Raw genomic sequence first — 17,136 nt, 5'->3', positions numbered from 1 at the left:
AGGTGCGACTCATACTGTTTCCTCTGGGCCGCGCGGCGCGGGATTACGGGTGATGAACATCGCATCACCGTAGCTGAAAAAGCGGTATCCGTTGTCCACGGCAGCTTTGTAGGCGGCCATGGTTTCCGGATAACCGGCGAATGCCGAGACCAGCATCAACAGCGTGGACTCGGGCAAATGGAAATTGGTGACCAGGGCGTCGACCACATGGAACGGCCGACCCGGGTAGATAAAGATGTCGGTGTCACCGCTGAACGGCTTGAGTACGCCATCGCGGGCGGCGCTTTCCAGCGAACGCACGCTGGTGGTGCCGACAGCGATGACGCGACCGCCACGCTCACGGCAAGCGGCGACGGCATCGACCACGTCCTGACCGACTTCCAGCCACTCGGTGTGCATGTGGTGATCTTCGATCTTCTCGACGCGCACCGGCTGGAAAGTGCCGGCGCCGACGTGCAGCGTGACGAACGCCGTCTCGACACCCTTGGCGGCGATCGCTTCCATCAGCGTCTGATCGAAATGCAGCCCGGCGGTCGGTGCCGCCACCGCGCCGAGCTTCTCGGCATACACGGTCTGATAGCGCTCGCGATCCGAACCTTCGTCCGGGCGGTCTATATAAGGAGGCAACGGCATGTGTCCGACGCGATCGAGCAGCGGCAGCACTTCTTCGGCAAACCCCAGCTCGAACAGCGCATCGTGACGCGCCAGCATCTCGGCTTCGCCGCCGCCGTCGATCAGGATCTTCGAACCCGGTTTCGGCGACTTGCTGGAACGCACATGAGCCAGCACGCGGTGGGTATCGAGCACGCGTTCGATGAGGATTTCCAGCTTGCCGCCGGACTCCTTCTGCCCGAACAGGCGCGCCGGAATCACCCGGGTATTGTTGAACACCATCAGATCGCCCGGGCGCAAATGCTCCAGCAGATCAGTGAATTGACGGTGTGCCAGGGCGCCGCTGACCCCATCCAGGGTCAACAGGCGACTACTGCGACGCTCGGCCAAAGGATGGCGGGCAATCAGCGAATCAGGAAGCTCGAAGGTAAAGTCAGCAACGCGCATGATGGGGTTCGTCTAGCAGGGCCGGAAAGTCTAGCGGAAATATCGAAAATTGACCATGAAACGTGATTGACCAACGGTAGGCACCTCTCTATACTTCGCCGCCATTGAGCCCTGATGGCGGAATTGGTAGACGCGGCGGATTCAAAATCCGTTTTCGAAAGGAGTGGGAGTTCGAGTCTCCCTCGGGGCACCAAAATTAGAAAAGGTCTTGCTTAGCAAGGCCTTTTTTTTCGTCTGTCGGAAAGTGCCGCTGGCTCTCCGGCGAGATCTCACACAGGTTCACCCCATGGAAACGTCACTGGAAACCGTCGCCCTGTTCTCCCTGAAACTCGCGTACGAGGAAGAAGGCCTGAGCCCGATTCTGCGCGATGACATGGTCATGGGCGACTATCAGAAAGACGTGTTCGAACTGCTGGTGCGCCGGGGTGATGTCGAGACGATCCAGTTCAAAATGAACGAGTGTCTGGCGCTGGCGATGGATGCGTTGGGTGGCGTCGAGAAACCGTTGGGGCGGGAACTGCACAAGTTGTCGACCGACTTCAGTCAGGCGCAGTCGCTGGAGCAGCTGGATCAGCCGCTCCTCGCGCTCAAGGGTTATTTGAAGGACATTCTTTAAGCTACGCAGATGAAGAAAGTGGCGTGAAGCTTCTATTTTGATATCTTGCCGCCCACTCGCTAGAGGCCGATCAACAGCCTCTGTTATCGTGCACTCGGGAATAACCCAAAATGGATGCTGTGTTGTGCTTGCTGGTGATGGCTGGAACCTGGTTATGGGTGGTGAAGCAACGGGGTGAGTGGAACCTGTTGCTTGCCAACCTTGCCGGCGCCGGAAGTGGCGTGGTTACCGGCATTGTGTTCACGCTGATTTACGACGCAGTCATTGGTACGTCGATGGCGACCCCCAATCTGAATCGCAGTCTGGTGGTGTTCATCACCAGCGCGGGCGTTCTGGCGGGGGTATGGCTGTGGATCGCCAATCGCCGTCAACCCGAACATCCGGTTGCACGTCAGTTGCTCGGCGCGGTGTGTGGCTTGGCCGCTGGCATGGCGACACTGATGTTCCTCGCAGTGAATTATTTCCCCCACACGTGACAGGACGGACTGGCTGTTTTGCTGTCCTGCCGCCTAGCGTTAGCGTTCACTTCGCAAAAAAATAATCAGTCTGCTTTTTCTGCGAGGCTCCCTCCGGCACTGAGATCAAGAAAGGAATTGTTTCGAAGGATTTTTTCGTCTGCCGGAAGGTGTCATTGGCCGCCGGTTAGAAACTACAAAGGTCCATCTATGGAAACGCACTAGAAACAGTCGCCCTTTTCTCCCCTCAATCTCACTTGCGAGGAAGAAGGCCTGAGCTTGATTTTGGGGGATGAAATAGCCTTGGGTGCCTACCAGAAGGACTTGTTCGAATTGCTGGTACGCCGTGATATCCAGACCTTCCAGTTCAAGCTGAACGAGCGCCCGGTTTTGGCGATGGAAGCTTTGGGCGGTGTCGAGAAACCGTTGGCGCGGGAACTGCACCGTTGTCGGCTGATTTCAGCGAGATGCGGACATGGAACAGCTATATCTGCCACTCACCTCACTCAAGACTATTTGGAAGCGATTTTTAAAAAACACGTAAGGTAGATCAATCTACCCTACGCGCTCTACTAAGAATCTAAGATTTAAGGGAGCTCACTAAATACTTCTCTCAATCTATCCAAAACTTTTGTCGCGACCCCTGGAGAGTTTACATACACCCCCATCTCCCCCCAAGGAAAACCCACATCAACCGACGCTGACGCCCAATTTAAACTTGTAATAACTAAATGATCAGCATCCCAGGCTAAAAACTTCCCATGAAGCCTTGCCCTGTCAGTCTTTATTAGCCTAACTCCATTTTCAATGGCCTCTTCAGCCAGCTGTTTAATATGCCTATTTTTTATAGGTCCAGTTAAACGATCATATATTATAGAAACTACAATACCGCTTCGTTGAGCAGCTGACTCCCCCGGAATTACCGCTGCCGGCCTCACTGTCGACCCTAGCTTATTGCTACCAATTACGAGCTCAGACACCGCAGTCCCACTGGCCTTGCGCATAAGATAATCGTGCGACTCACCTAGGACAATTGAAACTGTAGAGTTACCACCAAACTTTGGTCGCCGCTCCAAATCACGAGCAACTATTGCCATTTCATTCGCCAAAGAGCTAACAAACCCCTTTACCCCAAGCAAACCTTGTACAGCGGATGCAAACTTTGAAACCACACCCAAGTCGCGCAAAACCACTGACAATTCTACAGACTGGAAGGGAGAGGAAAGCCAATTGCAAGACCCCACCACAGCAACCCAATTATCGTCTTGATTATCGGCAATTAAAAATTTCGAGTGTGACCCTGTAGAGACCATATGCACTTTAACTTTCGAGTTAAGATCCCTATCATTAACAACAATTCGCATTATCTCGGACGCAGCAGTTGCATTTTTACCCTTTATTCCACTTTCATCCTCATCCTCTTCGTCCGCCCCCCACAAAATATCAAGAGTAACTCCGCGCATGCATGCAGCTCGAATATAAACAACCAACTCTTGAAATTTTTTTGAGTCCAAAAAAGTGGAATGAATAATCAGCCTGCTTTTAGCCCCTGCAAGGATGCTGAGGAAGCAGTCTTTATGGCTCTCACCTCCGATCACAACATCATCCGCTTCAAATCCGCAGCTTATTTCATCAAGCATCGCCGGATCTTTCTTTTCCCTTAGAAAAGTAGGAATAATGATCGAGGCAGACTCCTTCAGTCCAAGTTCCAAGCCAGCGATTACATCCTTAAGTGATGGACTATAAACATCTGGCACATCTGGCACACCATCATCAACCCTTACAACAATAAAACCCTCTTTAGTGCTTACTGTCCCAGCCTCAATACCAGCGAGTTCCTCGCCCCACCCTCTGGCGGAGATTTCGGACAAACGATCAAAATTCGCCTCATGCGAAATATCAGCACTATCCCCTTGAACTTCAATATATTGAACAACAGTTCCCTTCTCAGACTCGCGCTGCAAATTAGCTCGAGTCTTAAAGCCACCCACCTCCCTAGTTTGGTACATACCTCCAGTCGCAAGTTCCACAACAAAACTTACGCGCCTACTAAATCGCTTTGGAAAACTAGGAAGTGCCTCACCAGATTTTACAACACTTGAACCGTAATCACTTACTTGGAGCGCCATGCCCGCTGATTGCAAAATAACTTCCACCAACCGAAACCGCATCATCTTCGATGCAGAAGCAATAATAACTTGCAGAGGTAGCTGTGACTCCAACAGTAACTCCTCAACTGTTTTAGGGCGACGAGCAATCGACCACAGTAAAAGTTCGTCTATCGCAGACCAAGCCTTTACTTTTTCAATCCAAACTTTACACGTCATCCTGACAACCGGAATAGCAATTAAATTAGTCATTACCGTTTCCTTAAAGATTTTGGTTTTACAATTGACGACAACGGCATGCCACTTCTGCTCTCTAACGTCAACTCCCTAATCGCTTTAAGCATGCGCGTGATGAATGAAAGATCATGATCAGTATTATCTGGATTAACGCCCCTAACTGCCTCCTCCAGAAAACTTAAACTCCCAACGATAACCATTTTCCACTTAGCACGGCTCATCATTACATTCATGCGAGAGGACTCTTGTAGAAACCCCAATGCAGAACGTCCTGCCTTAGGGTTGTTACGAACCAGTGAAATGACTACTAGATCCGCTTCACTCCCCTGGAAGGAGTCTACTGTTCCTACGAAATCCTCACCACCGCGGACAGATTGAAACTCTCTCAAATGGGATAGTTCCCCACCCAGCAAACTTGAAACTCTATTCTGAATTTTTTTCACCTGCGCTTTATATGGCGAAAGGATTGCCAATGTAGGTTTCCTACACTCCCCCTCTCTAGCTCGCACGCTTCTTAAAACATCAACTACCGAAGCAATCTCGAGTTCATTATTCCAACGAGGCTTGTGTGATTCGATAGAAGAATGCTTACCAGTGCGACTAACGTGATCAAAATCCACAACAACCACTGGAGAATCCGGTAGCGGGTACCATGTTACAAATGGCGCCAACTCATTCTCTGCTTTTTCAACCCTCGCCTTTGCTGTCTTCAACTTCCCATCGTAAAAGGCTTCGGAAACGATCTTAGCAATTGCGGGGTCCATCCTTCTCTGTTCCGTTAGTTCAGCAGATATAGGTCTATGCGATGAATTTGAAGAATGCTTTCGCTCATCCTCCATAACAAATGTTCCAAATGGTTGAAGAAGCCTTGTAGCGACGCTAATAACGTTTCTCAATTGGTCCGGATCTTTTACTAACTCAGAAACTTCGTCGAGCCCCGCCTCTGAGAAAACCCCTCCAAGCAATCGCTCCGATACATTAAGGATCCCCTCTACACTAGAATAACTCTGGAGAGTCTTCAGAAGCTTATCCATACCAAACGGTGGCAGTTGGTGATGATCTCCGATCAACAGCCTTCTACCAGAAAGCATAAGAGGACCAATCAGCTCAGAACCAATCGCCTTGGCCGCTTCCTCAACAATAACCCAATCGAACTGCTCTCTCTCCTCAACCATCCTCTCCACAACTTCAGAATTTGCTGTAGATATAACGATATTGGCAGAATCAAGAACCAAGTTAGAAACAGCCCTTAAGTCACTCAATGCTTCTTTAGTTATATTCTTGCTGGAAATCTGCTGCTGAACCGCTGAATCATGCACCGAATTAATTTTCCCCCTAATAAAATCAGGAGCATCCGCAACCATATGACTACCAGCAACTTTACCAAGAATCTCTACAATATTTTTTTGCACACCGTCTTCATTCGCCCCTCGCCCCTCGGGAGTCTTCGATCTAACAACGATCAAATCATCTATCTTGTTTGCCCCAAGCATTTCGGAGATTGCAGCCTGAAGATTATCTAAAGCATCGTGCCCCTGCGCACTTATAAACAATCTGCTTGAAATATCATCTTGAAACTTCCGTTTAAGTACTTCAGTAGCTAACTTCGTCTTACCGACGCCCGGCGGACCAACGACAAAAAAAACCGGCAAAGTAGACCACAACAGCCTAAGCGCATGTTGCTTGGGCTCATCCAAATCTAAAAAACCCGGATCACTTTCATCTAAAAAATTCCGTATAGTTCTTCGCGCCCTCCACGGATCATCGAGCAATGATAACAAGTCAGACCTGGTATCCAGGCTTGATATTATATTGAATCTTCGCCGAATTACTTGCATCGTTCCATTTTCGGAGTCCGCCCGCAAAAACAAATCTTGTCCAACAGATAAATTTGCCTCGAAAGCTTCAAACTCGTAAACAGATACACCTTCAAACTCAAGTGATTCGTAGAAAACTGCCGCTACGTCTTCATCTTTACCGGCTGAAAGCCCGGGATAAACGCTCAATTTCCACTTAGATTCCAAGCTTCTTATCTCGTCACCAAAGTACGTTCTCAAAGCTTCCGTAGAATTTGGCAACCCTAGCTTTTTTTTCAACTTATCCATTTCAACGTTTGCGAGCGGGCGGACACCAATATAATCCTTCCCCTTCTCGCTGCGCACGCGAACAACTTTGACAGCATAACTTTCCAAAGACTTAGTAACTGCCTCAATCATCTGCACCAATCGAAGAGACTTCTTTACCACTTCAATCGAAGTTACTTCCTCCGGGACCCCTCCACCAATTAGAACAGACCAATCCAAAACATCAGGACCTAATTGCGCCCTAACGATTTTTGCCTCTCTATGGCTGCCATATACTTGCACTGGTTGATTAACCGCTATTTCAGCTGAATTATCGGGCCCAAGCTCACCTCCTCGTACCTGGACATCTGTACAGAAAGCGATTTCCCAGGAACTACCAGCCTCAGGATCTATAGGATCTTTAAACGGTGACAATCGGTAAACCAAATTTTCGGTTATCAACCGAAGAAACCCTGATTGACTGGAAAAATTCGATGGCACCCCAATAGTTACCCCCGAAGACATATCAGACTTTATCCATGCTAACTGTTGAGAATACTCATCCTCAGCTATACATCCATCCGTAACATTGTAAATTGCCGAAGCAAGTCTCTCAGACGGCTTAAAAAGCACCATCAGGGTACCCGCTTGGCTAGATGCAGCGTTACTTATGCTAGTTACAATATTCTCGATTGACTGGACAACTGTTACAGCATCCAGCATATCTAGACGAGAAGGATTTATTAATTTTTTGAGGAGAATCCTCTCGGAGACAGTGAGCCCCACCCCGCTAATATCGCAACCCGAGACTAACTCGCCAAACTTATCAAAAGAAATCCCTAGCAACTCGGACACTAGCAATCCAAAAGAACGCCAGTCAGAAGCGAACGAATATATCTCACTTCTAGCTTCACCACCCTCATCTCTATCTACAGATATCCTTTCTGCGCTTAACCTCAAACTCCACTCAAGACCACCTAATTTAAAATCTGGTTCAGTGACAGCATATGTATAAATTGAGCTAGCCTTGACTTGACCATGAACCATACCTTGCGAGTGTATTATGCCAAGCGCCTTAGCCACTCTTGACATATTATTCCACATGATAATTCTATTTTGCGGAACACCACAACTCCGAAGCCAATGTGTACTACCTAAACTAGTAATCCAATCTGAAACGACCCCACCCGATCGCTCCACAACTATACCAAAGCTTTCCTCATCCTCAACAAATTCAACCACATCAACAATAAGATCTTTTGCACCACTGTACGCCATAATCCTTTGCACTTGGCGCATTTCATATCGCCATAATGTTTTCAAGTGCGTATCAATCGGAGAGCCTAATTTTTTCCAAATTTTTAAATTCCTTTCAACTCCCGTTGATATTTCTTCAGCTAAAAACAACTTTATATCATATTTAGAACCATCCCCCTCTAATTGCTCATATAAGCGAAAGCGTTCTGTTATAAGCATAAAATAACTCCTGTAATGGCATATCAAACCGAGCGCATTTTCCTACGCAACAAGAAGTTTGCTGCGCTTCCTTCTGAGGCCTTTCTCCGGAATACTCACTTATTTCTTAAAATAGGGATATTTGTAGTAAACCCGTCCGCACCGACAATCTTCTTCCAGCCCACATACTGAAACTCGCCGCGCTCATCGATGTAATCGCCCTTCTCCACCGACCTGCCGCCGATAATCGCCACGCGCTTTTCCTCACCACACCCGCCATCCGACGGCCGAACGGTGTAGATCACATACGGCTTCACATATTGCGTGGCACGAAAAAATTGGCCGCAGACTTCATCGACGGTGATCAACATGGTTTTCAGGCGTGCTTCGCCGTCCATGTCTTCGTGAAGTTTAAGGAAGGAGATTTCGCCGACGTCGCTGTAGCCGAGTGAACGGGCGCGTTGGTATTCGGGGGAGTTCTGGTGGGCGATGCGGCCTTGCTCGGCGGCCTGGTTCATTCTGTCGGCGAACTCGGCCTTGCCACGGGCAATCATCGCATCCGCCTCGGCCGCCACGTTTTCGCATTGAGCGAATTCCCGGGAGGCGAGGTACTGGGGAGGCAGGTTTGGGCGGTGTTCATTCATGCTCCCTTGGCTGTTCTCCAGATCGCCCATCACCTCAAAGGCGCCGGGCACGCGACCGTTTTGGACGTCGGCGATTTTTTCCTGCATGCGCTGACAGTTGGCGAGGTAATACTTCCAGCTGTTTTCCGGGTGCTCTTTCCAGGCGGCGAATGCCGGAGTCAGCGTGGTAGCAAAGACGAACACACAAAACAGACGGCAGGTTTTGAGAGCAGGCATGAGTAGTCCATTACGGAGATGAAGTCAGTGGCGCGACGCTACTATTTTGCTATCTTGCCGTCCACTGTCGACCAAGGTGCCAAGGGCCTGATCAACACCGATTCCGAAGGAAGAATGCGATGGAAATAGCCGTTATGTTTTTTGCCTGGGCGGCCATGTGGGTATGGGTTGTCAGGCAGCGTGGTGCCTGGAATCTGATCCTCGCCAATATGCTCGGTGCCGTCAGCGGCATGATGGTAGGCGTGGTGGTCTCGGAGTTTTACATTCGCTTGTTCGGGGCGGACCGGCCGCCCATACCCGGGCTCATGGGCACAGTGCTGCAGATGCTGACAACCGCTGCGGCGCTGGTGGGTGTATGGATGCTGGTATCCCATCGATCGCAGGTCGAACATCCTGTTGCGCGTCAGCTACTGGCAGGTCTTTGCGGCACCGTGGCCGGCCTGACAACATTCATGTTTTTTGCACTCAAATAATTTTACCGGCGTTGAATGCGATGGTTGCTGTAGCAGCGGATGTCTATTTTGCTATCTTGCCGCCCATCTCAGCACTGCGTGCGCTGAATTCAGGTTTTGCAGGTTTAAGGAAAGGATCGAATGGAGTTTCTGCGTTTTCTGGCATTTGTCGCGGCCTGGGGTTTCATGTGGCGCTGGGTGGTGAAAAACCGCGGCAGCTGGAATCTGTTTTACGCCAACCTGGTCGGTGTCGCGGGCGGTTTCATTGTTTCGATGGTGGTGCTGGCGATCACTTTTTCACTGTTCCCGTCGGCGCATCGCTACGAATCCGCGCAGACCGAAAACGTCGTGGCACAGCAGGAAGCCGAGCCGACCTCGTTGCTGCCGGAAGCCGAGGCGGTTGCAAGCCCTGCTGCGCTGAAAGATGCGCCGGTGTTTACCGCTATCGAGCCGGACAACAAGCCCTCTCCAGCGGATTCCGCGTTGTTGCCGAACTATGCCAGTCGCGCGCCGAAGTCGATGTCGGTGCAATCCGTGATCGACCAGAGTGATGATGAGGGGCGCAAGGCCCTGACGGCGCTGAGCAAAAAACTGCGCGCCGACGCGCAGGGCGACAAGTCGATGCTCGCGTATGTCATGTGCAGCCCGTTCGTGACCAGCACCTTGCGCTTCCCCGCCTCTGCCCGGTTTGCTGACAGCAAAAGCCTCACGCCGCAGCGCTTCAAGGATCAGGTTTACTCCTTCAGCAACACCGTCACCGCGCGGAACATGAATGGCGACGATGTGACGTACCGCTTCGACTGTTCCGTACAGGAACAGCCAAGCGTCGACGCGACACCTGCCGAATGGCGCCTGCTGGCACTGAAGCTGGAAAAAGCAGGCTCTTAAGCCCGGTTTAAGAGTTCGAGGCGCCGGCTGCGCTATCATCGTCGGCCTGTGCGCCTTGAGCTTTTCCCCCGATGCCTCCGATACCCGATGACCTGAGCCCGTTGCCTGCTGTTCTGGCCGGGCCACTGCTGCGCCGACTGGAACCAACGCGCTTAGTGCTTTGGCTGGTGGGCAGCCGCGAGCTGTCGCTGACCTTGCGCCTGCAAGGCGTAGGAGACATTCCACTGGATGCCGGGAAATGCACGGTCATTCCGGTAGGCACCCGGGCGTTTGTTCACCTGATCGACGTTCCGCTGGAAACCGCCCTGCCCTGCGACACCCGCATCGACTACGACCTGTTGATCGATGGCTTGCAGCCCATCGCCGAATGGGCGCCACACCTGCTCTACGACGACGCCACCTGCCCGAACTTCGTCCTGCGTTCGCGCATCGACCAGTTGCTCCACGGTTCCTGCCGCAAACCCCATCACCCGGCCGCCGACGGCCTGCTCTGTGTTGACCGGTTGCTGGCCGCCGAAACCGATCCGCAGCAACGTCCCGCCCTGTTGATGATGAGCGGCGATCAGGTTTACGCCGACGACGTGGCCGGTCCGATGTTGCGGGCGATTCATGCCTTGATCGAGCGCCTCGGTCTGTTCGGTGAACACCTCGAAGGCGCGGTCGTCAGCGACAGCGCGAAACTTTACGAACACCCGGCCAGCTACTACCACCGCGCGGATTTGCTGCCGGCACTGGAAAGCAACGAGACATTGCGCGAGCGTTTCTTCGGCGGTGCGCGCAAACCGATTTTCACCAGCAGCAGCGCCGACAATCACCTTGTGACGTTCGCCGAAGTCATGGCCATGTATTTGCTGGTGTGGTCGCCAACGCCCTGGGCACTGGTCAATCCGCAGCCGCCAGCGCTGACGCCGGAACGCCTCAAGCGCTACGCCCTCGAACAGACCCGCATCGACGGTTTCAAGGCCGGCCTCGGCCAGGTGGCCCGGGCATTGGCGCACTTGCCGAGCCTGATGATTTTCGATGACCACGACATCACCGATGACTGGAATCTGTCCGCGCAATGGGAGGAAACGGCCTACGGCCACCCATTCTCCAAACGCATCATCGGCAACGCGCTGATCGCCTACATGCTGTGTCAGGGCTGGGGCAACAATCCGGATGCATTCAGCGCTGTACTGGAGAAAACCCGAGGCCTGAGCGCCAGCGGTGATGACCGCTATCTCGACGCTCCCGTGCAGGACGAATTGATTGAGGAACTGCTGCGCTTTCAACAATGGCATTTCGTCTTGCCGACCAGCCCGGCGCTGGTGGTGCTCGACACTCGCACCCGACGCTGGCGCAGCGAAATGGCGCTCAAGCAACCGTCGGGGTTGCTGGACTGGGAAGCCTTGAGTGAACTGCAGCAGGAACTGCTCGACCACCCTTCGGCGATCATCGTCTCGCCAGCGCCGATCTTCGGTGTGAAGCTGATCGAAACCGTGCAGCGAGTATTCAGCTGGTGCGGTTATCCGCTGCTGGTGGACGCGGAAAACTGGATGGCCCATCGCGGCGCGGCCCAGGTGATCCTGAACATTTTCCGACACTCGCGTACACCGGGCAGTTACGTGGTGCTGTCAGGCGACGTGCATTATTCCTTCGTCTACGAAGTCCTGATCCGACACCGCAAGGCCGGCCCGCGCATCTGGCAGATAACCAGCAGCGGCATCAAGAACGAATTCCCGCCTACCCTGCTGGAATGGTTCGACCGTCTCAACCGCTGGCTCTATTCACCGCGCTCGCCACTCAACTGGCTGACCAAACGCCGCAGCATGCGCATCGTCCCGTACGTGCCGGAACACGCCGAAGCGGGTGAACGGTTGTGGAACTCGGCGGGGATTGGTCAGGTGTTTTTCAATCAACAGGGGCAGCCGAAAGACATCATCCAGCACAACTCGAATGGCGCACCGAAGACCCGGATGCTGGCGCCGGATTTGTCGGACTACCCTGATTAGAAAAATCTCACGTAGACCGTGAGAGGGATCGCAGGCTCGTCGGAATCAGCTTACAGAAGACCCAGAAACGTCTCGACGAGACTTCGGTGATACTCAGCACACCGCAGGCAGCCCGTCTGTGGCACAACCACTGATAGGTATCGCCTTGTCATCCTGTACTCATTTCTGTACGTTCTTTGCACCAAGCGAGGACTACAACATGGACACTATCAACTACACCACAGCTCGTGCGCACTTGGCTGAAACCATGGATCGCGTGAATGAAGATTGCGCCCCACTTCTGGTAACCCGCCAAAAAGGCGAGCCTGTAGTGATGATGTCTCTGGCCGAATACAACGCGCTGGAAGAAACGGCTTATCTGCTGCGTTCTCCGGCCAATGCCGAGCGCTTGATCAAATCGATTGGCGAAATGCGCGCTGGAAAAGCCAAAGTCAGGCAACTGATTGAAGAATGAAAATCCAGTTCACGCCAACGGGCTGGGAAGACTACTTATGGTTTCAACAAAACGATAAGGCCGGTCTCAAACGAATCAATCTTTTGATCAAAGCGATCCAGCGCCAACCCTTTGAAGGCTTGGGCAAACCGGAGCCGCTCAAGCACAACATGAGCGGCTTCTGGTCACGGCGGATAACTGCCGAGCATCGCTTGGTCTACACGATCGTAGACGGCGAAATCTGCGTCATAACTTGCAGATTTCACTACTGACCGAGGGATCAGACATGGCTCAGGGAACGGCCAACCCCTCTGACAATCATCCCCACCTCCCGCTCATCAATCGTCAGCGGCGGCAGTAGCCGGATCGTCTTGCCCCGAGTGACGTTGATCAGCAGTCCATGATCCCGTGCAGCAATCAATGTCAGGTCGCGGACCGGCTGTTTCAGTTCGATGCCGATCATCAGCCCTTGCCCACGAATCGCCAGCACATTCGGATTGTCCGCCAGCTCTGCGCGCAAGCGGGTCAGCAGGCGCTCGCCCTGGACCCTGGCATTTTCCAGCAGGCCTTGTTCCTCGATAATCTCGAGCACGGTGCAGCCCACCCGACACGCCAGTGGATTGCCGCCGAAGGTGCTGCCGTGGCTGCCGGGGGTGAACAGATCCGCCGCTCGGCCCCGTGCCAGGCAGGCGCCAATCGGCACGCCGTTGCCCAGACCCTTGGCGAGGGTCATGACGTCGGGAAAGATGCCTTCGTGCTCGAACGCAAACCAGCGGCCGGTACGGCCGATACCGGTCTGGATTTCGTCGAGCATCAGCAGCCAGGCGTGGCGGTTGCACAACTCGCGCAGGGCCTTGAGGTAGCCGGGCGGTGCCAGTTGCACGCCGCTTTCACCCTGAATCGGCTCGACCAGAATCGCCACGATCCGCTGGCCATGCTTGCGCTGCACCTGCTCCAGCGCTTGAAGATCGCCGAACGGCACTTTGACGAAATCCCCGGGCAACTCATTGAAGCCCAGGCGCACCGCCGGGCCATCGCTGGCGGACAAGGTGCCGAGGGTACGCCCGTGAAACGCGTTGGCCATCACCACCACCAGCGGCTGCTCGATGCCTTTGCGCCAGCCGTAAAGGCGCGCCAGTTTCAGTGCGGTTTCATTGGCCTCGGCACCGGAGTTGTTGAAGAACGCCCGCTCCATCCCCGCCAGCCGCGTCAGCTTCTGCGCCAGCGATTGTTGCCAGTCGATGCTGTAGAGATTGGAAGTGTGCAGCAGCAAACCCGCCTGCTCGCTGATCGCCGACACGATGCGCGGGTGCGAGTGACCGACATTGGTCACCGCCACGCCCGCCACCGCGTCCAGATACTCGCGGCCCGCCTGATCCCAGAGTCGGGTGCCCAGGCCCTTGATGAAGCTCAGGTCCAGCGGTTGATAGGTGTTCATCAGGGCGGCGGTCATGTCGGCAAACTCCAGCGAGGTGAGAGGTGCTGGCAGTATGGTTATCCACCTGAACTGGATAAACTCGGCAAAACTTCAATCATTTAGAAGCCAGGCTTGATAATGGATCTGTTCCAGTCGATGAGCGTGTACGTCAAGGTTGTGGAGTCCGGCAGCATGACGGCGGCCGCGCTGCAGTGCGAAATGTCCACGACCATGGTGGGCAATCACCTGCGGGCGCTGGAGCACCGGCTCGGTGTGCAACTGTTGCAACGCACCACCCGCCGCCAGCGGCTGACCGAGTTCGGCAGCGTTTACTACCAGCGCTGCCTGGAAGTGCTCGGTCTGGTCGCCGACTCCGAACGCCTCGCCGAACAGACGCTCGATGAACCGCGCGGCATTCTGCGGGTGACCGCGCCGCTGACCTTTGGCGTTGAACGTCTGGCCCCGGCGCTCAGTGAGTTTTCCCTGCAATGTCCGCAGGTCAAACTCGACGTGATCCTGACCAACCGCCGTCCGGATCTGCTGGAAAGCGGTCTCGACGTGGCCTTCCGACTGGGCCACTTCGACCAGTCCAACCTGATCGCCCGCCCGCTGATCGACTACACCCTGACCGTCTGCGCCTCCCCGGAATATGTAGCCCGACGCGGCATGCCGCTCACGCCTGAGGAACTGCGCCAACACGACTGTCTGTCCTTCGCCTACCCCGCCGGCGATGACTGGCAATCGGTGGAAAAACAGTGGCGCCTCAGCGGCCCGGACGGAGAAATCATGGTCGACGTCAAAGGCCCGATGCTGATCAACAGCTCCGCCGGCCTGCATCAGGCCGCGCGCACCGGCATGGGCATCGTAATGCTGCCGGATGCACTGGTGGAACAGGACCTGCGCGACGGCAGACTAGTCGTCGTGATGCCGGACTATCAGCCGCCGAATCGCCCGATGCATCTGCTCTACGCGCCGGATCGCTATCGGCTGCCGAAACTGCGTCGCTTTGTCGAGTTCGCCATGCAGATGTGGGGCAGGCCGTAGGCAACGCGACTACTGTTGGAAATACACCAGGGACGGGATGAACAAATGAACAAAGACATTTCAATACGCGACCTCATGCCCACGGAAGTGGAGGCGGCAAGGCAGTTTCTCGAGCGGCACGGCTGGGCTCATCGCACCGGCACCGCCGAACATTTCGCACAACTCATCCAGAACTCCCAACGCACTGCCGTTGCATTGAGCAGCCAGCAGATTGTCGGCTTCGCCCGTGGCATCACCGATGGGATCTCCAACGGTTACCTGTCGATGGTGGTGGTCGACGGGCAACATCGGCGCGCGGGCATCGGGCGGGCGCTGGTGGAACATGTGATGGGCGACAACACCGACATTACCTGGGTTCTGCGTGCCGGCCGCGAAGGTGCGGAAGCTTTTTTTGCCAGCCTGGGGTTTGAAACCTCGGTGATCGCGATGGAGCGTTTGCGACTGAAATAGCCGACGATTACCGTGACCCCGACTATGCTCCACCCTCCTCCTTTTCAGCATGGATGCTGCGCAATGCTCACGATTCTGCAAAACACTCCGATACGGGTTTACCTGATTTTTCTGCTGGTGGTTTGTTTCGGTATAAAGGCGTTCTCTCCCCGCCGCGAAAGCCGTGCCTCTATGCTGATAACACCCCCGGCGTTTTTGGCGTGGTCGCTCTACTCCCTGAACCTGTCGATCAACCCGGCCTTGTTTTTCAGCACCTGGCTCGGCGCGCTGCTGCTGGGCGGTCTCTCGGCCTGGCTGGTGTTCTCCCGCCGGGGCGTGGTGCTCGACGACTCTGCGAAAGGGCTGATCATGCCGGGCACGGTAAAAATCCTGATCATGTACCTGATGTTCTTTTCTGCGAACTACTACTTCAATTACCAGCATGACGTGCATCCAGAGCGTTCCGCCTCCCCGGACATGCTGTTGATCAAGTCGATTATTTCGGGGTTCCTGGGCGGCCTGATCGGCACCCGCTCGTTGAAGCTCTACTGGACACTGCGTGCACTGGCGTCCCGGCGGTTGCCGAGGAATGCCATCGCCAATGAATAAGGCAGAGCGCTCGCGGTGCCAGGTTGCTCAACACAAATCATCCGGACAAATAATCGGCACCAACGGCCCCTTGCTCCGTGACAACGCCGCTGCGCTCCCCTAAATTAGTCGGCCTGAAAAAGCCCCCAGCGCTTTCTCGTCTCATCTCAAGTTAAAAAAGTAGTGAAATTTCAATGTCCGATTTCAACACCGCTGAATCCGTAGTCACTCTGTCGTCCAAAGCGGAATACGAAAACTCCATCAATCTTTCACAACATATCCCACAGGCGAAGATCATCAGCGAGATGGTGCTGGACGCGTTCCAGTCGAGCCGCGAGAGCGATCAAATCCGCGAACTGCGCGCCGCGATCCGTCAGGCACACGACCGCTTCGATGACGACCAGGCCTATGAGCTGATGGGCGAACTCAAGCGCCTGAAGGACGCTGAGGCTGCCGACATCGCTGCCCTCGAAGATCTGAGCAGCAAATTCCCGATCAGCCGCATCCTGTCCAGCTTCAAGGACGATCCGGCGTTCCAGGAAATCGTCTACGGGCTGGCCCTCAAGGTTCTGAACCAGACCCATCAGGCGATCAGCAACCCGAGCGGCGGCAAGAGCAAGGCCGCACGCGCCAAGAAAGACGTCGAAGTGTTCAGCATCAGCAAGGACGGCATCAGCGTGACCCTGCCAATGCGCACACCGCGTTCGCGTCTGAGCGTGGATCGCGAGGCGCTTGAATTCCTCGGTTTCACCTTCGTCGGCGAAGGCGACGAGGCGGAAATCGAAGGCGAAACCTTCGTCGACAATGCAGGCACCGAGCACGCAATCAACCGCAAGAACATCATCACCGCCCTGCAACAGCAGACCGCGTTTGATGGCTACAGCATCGCCGCCCAGTAATACCGGCGTGTCTAGTCCTGAAATAGGTTTACACCTGTTTCACCCTAACGCCCGATGCACCGCATCGGGCGTTTTGTATTTTAAGGACAGGTGCGGGCGCTCCTGGTTGTAGATCAAGATCGCCTCCCGCACCATTTGTTCT

18 protein-coding genes and 1 tRNA gene are annotated in these 17,136 nt (G+C 54.2%); 13 read left to right on the top strand and 6 right to left on the bottom strand.

The features are described 5' to 3' along the window. Nucleotides 1–9: 9 nt before the first annotated feature. Nucleotides 10–1,059, bottom strand: coding sequence for a tRNA preQ1(34) S-adenosylmethionine ribosyltransferase-isomerase QueA (gene queA, locus ACM6JM_RS12770; RefSeq protein WP_414882013.1), 1,050 nt, complete (start codon nt 1,057–1,059; stop codon nt 10–12). Nucleotides 1,060–1,167: 108 nt separating this feature from the next. Between queA and ACM6JM_RS12765 the strand changes: the two genes are divergently transcribed. The 4 genes from ACM6JM_RS12765 (at nt 1,168) to ACM6JM_RS12750 (ending at nt 2,679) form a co-directional block, all read left to right on the top strand. Beyond that, nucleotides 1,168–1,252, top strand: a tRNA-Leu gene (locus ACM6JM_RS12765). Between the two features lie 93 nt (nt 1,253–1,345). After that, nucleotides 1,346–1,675, top strand: coding sequence for a hypothetical protein (locus tag ACM6JM_RS12760; RefSeq protein ID WP_007956700.1), 330 nt, complete (start codon nt 1,346–1,348; stop codon nt 1,673–1,675). A gap of 110 nt (nt 1,676–1,785) precedes the next feature. After that, nucleotides 1,786–2,151, top strand: coding sequence for a hypothetical protein (locus tag ACM6JM_RS12755; protein WP_179693816.1), 366 nt, complete (start codon nt 1,786–1,788; stop codon nt 2,149–2,151). A 258-nt stretch (nt 2,152–2,409) separates the two neighbouring features. Then, entirely contained in the window at nt 2,410–2,679 is a 270-nt protein-coding gene (locus ACM6JM_RS12750; protein ID WP_414882012.1) for a hypothetical protein, read from the top strand. A gap of 38 nt (nt 2,680–2,717) precedes the next feature. Here ACM6JM_RS12750 and ACM6JM_RS12745 read toward each other — a convergent pair whose 3' ends face one another. The 3 genes from ACM6JM_RS12745 to ACM6JM_RS12735 form a co-directional block, all read right to left on the bottom strand. After that, nucleotides 2,718–4,490: a phospholipase D-like domain-containing protein gene (locus tag ACM6JM_RS12745; protein ID WP_414882011.1), complete on the bottom strand. Its 1,773-nt coding sequence runs from the start codon at nt 4,488–4,490 to the stop codon at nt 2,718–2,720. After that, nucleotides 4,490–8,014 (bottom strand): AAA domain-containing protein, encoded by a 3,525-nt coding sequence (locus ACM6JM_RS12740; protein ID WP_414882010.1) that lies wholly within the window; start codon nt 8,012–8,014, stop codon nt 4,490–4,492. Before ACM6JM_RS12740 ends, ACM6JM_RS12745 begins: the two co-directional genes overlap by 1 nt. 95 nt (nt 8,015–8,109) lie before the next feature. Continuing rightward, nucleotides 8,110–8,853 (bottom strand): hypothetical protein, encoded by a 744-nt coding sequence (locus ACM6JM_RS12735; RefSeq protein WP_414882009.1) that lies wholly within the window; start codon nt 8,851–8,853, stop codon nt 8,110–8,112. A 119-nt stretch (nt 8,854–8,972) separates the two neighbouring features. On the opposite strand from ACM6JM_RS12735, the gene ACM6JM_RS12730 reads away from it, so the two are divergent. From ACM6JM_RS12730 to ACM6JM_RS12710, 5 genes are all read left to right on the top strand, one after another. Further along, nucleotides 8,973–9,326, top strand: coding sequence for a hypothetical protein (locus tag ACM6JM_RS12730; RefSeq protein WP_414882008.1), 354 nt, complete (start codon nt 8,973–8,975; stop codon nt 9,324–9,326). 120 nt (nt 9,327–9,446) lie between these two features. After that, nucleotides 9,447–10,193, top strand: coding sequence for a hypothetical protein (locus ACM6JM_RS12725; protein WP_414882007.1), 747 nt, complete (start codon nt 9,447–9,449; stop codon nt 10,191–10,193). A gap of 71 nt (nt 10,194–10,264) precedes the next feature. After that, a complete protein-coding gene (locus ACM6JM_RS12720) occupies nt 10,265–12,184 on the top strand; it encodes an alkaline phosphatase D family protein (RefSeq protein WP_414882006.1) in 1,920 nt (639 codons plus the stop codon). 199 nt (nt 12,185–12,383) lie between these two features. Beyond that, nucleotides 12,384–12,638 carry a type II toxin-antitoxin system Phd/YefM family antitoxin gene (locus tag ACM6JM_RS12715; RefSeq protein WP_039765667.1) on the top strand — a complete coding sequence of 85 codons (255 nt, stop codon included), beginning with the start codon at nt 12,384–12,386 and terminating at the stop codon, nt 12,636–12,638. Continuing rightward, nucleotides 12,635–12,889 (top strand): Txe/YoeB family addiction module toxin, encoded by a 255-nt coding sequence (locus ACM6JM_RS12710; RefSeq protein WP_285413987.1) that lies wholly within the window; start codon nt 12,635–12,637, stop codon nt 12,887–12,889. Before ACM6JM_RS12715 ends, ACM6JM_RS12710 begins: the two co-directional genes overlap by 4 nt. A gap of 8 nt (nt 12,890–12,897) precedes the next feature. Here ACM6JM_RS12710 and ACM6JM_RS12705 read toward each other — a convergent pair whose 3' ends face one another. Beyond that, complete coding sequence (locus tag ACM6JM_RS12705; protein ID WP_414882005.1) at nt 12,898–14,070, bottom strand: aspartate aminotransferase family protein; 1,173 nt, start codon at nt 14,068–14,070, stop codon at nt 12,898–12,900. Nucleotides 14,071–14,172: 102 nt separating this feature from the next. Between ACM6JM_RS12705 and ACM6JM_RS12700 the strand changes: the two genes are divergently transcribed. The 4 genes from ACM6JM_RS12700 (at nt 14,173) to ACM6JM_RS12685 (ending at nt 16,994) form a co-directional block, all read left to right on the top strand. Next, nucleotides 14,173–15,078 (top strand): LysR family transcriptional regulator, encoded by a 906-nt coding sequence (locus tag ACM6JM_RS12700; protein WP_039765662.1) that lies wholly within the window; start codon nt 14,173–14,175, stop codon nt 15,076–15,078. A 45-nt stretch (nt 15,079–15,123) separates the two neighbouring features. Continuing rightward, nucleotides 15,124–15,528, top strand: a complete 405-nt coding sequence (locus tag ACM6JM_RS12695) for a GNAT family N-acetyltransferase (RefSeq protein WP_085668162.1) — start codon at nt 15,124–15,126, stop codon at nt 15,526–15,528. Nucleotides 15,529–15,591: 63 nt separating this feature from the next. Beyond that, nucleotides 15,592–16,116 carry a hypothetical protein gene (locus ACM6JM_RS12690; RefSeq protein WP_103386717.1) on the top strand — a complete coding sequence of 175 codons (525 nt, stop codon included), beginning with the start codon at nt 15,592–15,594 and terminating at the stop codon, nt 16,114–16,116. Nucleotides 16,117–16,289: 173 nt separating this feature from the next. Next, the gene (locus tag ACM6JM_RS12685) at nt 16,290–16,994 is read left to right on the top strand and encodes a hypothetical protein (RefSeq protein ID WP_039765656.1); all 705 of its coding nucleotides are present in this window, start codon (nt 16,290–16,292) and stop codon (nt 16,992–16,994) included. Nucleotides 16,995–17,033: 39 nt separating this feature from the next. Here the strand turns inward: ACM6JM_RS12685 and ACM6JM_RS12680 are convergent. Continuing rightward, the coding region (locus tag ACM6JM_RS12680; protein ID WP_414882197.1) for an integrase core domain-containing protein at nt 17,034–17,136 on the bottom strand (103 nt) is incomplete at its 5' end.

Origin of the sequence: Pseudomonas sp. IT-P2, from assembly GCF_949767575.1 — a bacterium.
Classification (GTDB): domain Bacteria; phylum Pseudomonadota; class Gammaproteobacteria; order Pseudomonadales; family Pseudomonadaceae; genus Aquipseudomonas; species Aquipseudomonas pharyngis.
Note: the sequence above shows the minus strand (reverse complement) of the source record. Positions and strands in the feature narration are given on the sequence as shown.

What these genes read in the sequence shown, in the direction of transcription:
- ACM6JM_RS12735 (WP_414882009.1), bottom strand. Translation starts at nt 8,853, where the DNA reads ATGCCTGCTCTCAAAACCTGCCGTCTGTTTTGTGTGTTCGTCTTTGCT.
- ACM6JM_RS12725 (WP_414882007.1), top strand. Translation starts at nt 9,447, where the DNA reads ATGGAGTTTCTGCGTTTTCTGGCATTTGTCGCGGCCTGGGGTTTCATG.
- ACM6JM_RS12760 (WP_007956700.1), top strand. Translation starts at nt 1,346, where the DNA reads ATGGAAACGTCACTGGAAACCGTCGCCCTGTTCTCCCTGAAACTCGCG.
- ACM6JM_RS12705 (WP_414882005.1), bottom strand. Translation starts at nt 14,070, where the DNA reads ATGACCGCCGCCCTGATGAACACCTATCAACCGCTGGACCTGAGCTTC.
- ACM6JM_RS12690 (WP_103386717.1), top strand. Translation starts at nt 15,592, where the DNA reads ATGCTCACGATTCTGCAAAACACTCCGATACGGGTTTACCTGATTTTT.
- ACM6JM_RS12715 (WP_039765667.1), top strand. Translation starts at nt 12,384, where the DNA reads ATGGACACTATCAACTACACCACAGCTCGTGCGCACTTGGCTGAAACC.
- ACM6JM_RS12720 (WP_414882006.1), top strand. Translation starts at nt 10,265, where the DNA reads ATGCCTCCGATACCCGATGACCTGAGCCCGTTGCCTGCTGTTCTGGCC.
- ACM6JM_RS12700 (WP_039765662.1), top strand. Translation starts at nt 14,173, where the DNA reads ATGGATCTGTTCCAGTCGATGAGCGTGTACGTCAAGGTTGTGGAGTCC.
- ACM6JM_RS12710 (WP_285413987.1), top strand. Translation starts at nt 12,635, where the DNA reads ATGAAAATCCAGTTCACGCCAACGGGCTGGGAAGACTACTTATGGTTT.
- ACM6JM_RS12685 (WP_039765656.1), top strand. Translation starts at nt 16,290, where the DNA reads ATGTCCGATTTCAACACCGCTGAATCCGTAGTCACTCTGTCGTCCAAA.
- ACM6JM_RS12740 (WP_414882010.1), bottom strand. Translation starts at nt 8,014, where the DNA reads ATGCTTATAACAGAACGCTTTCGCTTATATGAGCAATTAGAGGGGGAT.
- ACM6JM_RS12695 (WP_085668162.1), top strand. Translation starts at nt 15,124, where the DNA reads ATGAACAAAGACATTTCAATACGCGACCTCATGCCCACGGAAGTGGAG.
- ACM6JM_RS12730 (WP_414882008.1), top strand. Translation starts at nt 8,973, where the DNA reads ATGGAAATAGCCGTTATGTTTTTTGCCTGGGCGGCCATGTGGGTATGG.
- ACM6JM_RS12745 (WP_414882011.1), bottom strand. Translation starts at nt 4,490, where the DNA reads ATGACTAATTTAATTGCTATTCCGGTTGTCAGGATGACGTGTAAAGTT.
- queA (WP_414882013.1), bottom strand. Translation starts at nt 1,059, where the DNA reads ATGCGCGTTGCTGACTTTACCTTCGAGCTTCCTGATTCGCTGATTGCC.
- ACM6JM_RS12755 (WP_179693816.1), top strand. Translation starts at nt 1,786, where the DNA reads ATGGATGCTGTGTTGTGCTTGCTGGTGATGGCTGGAACCTGGTTATGG.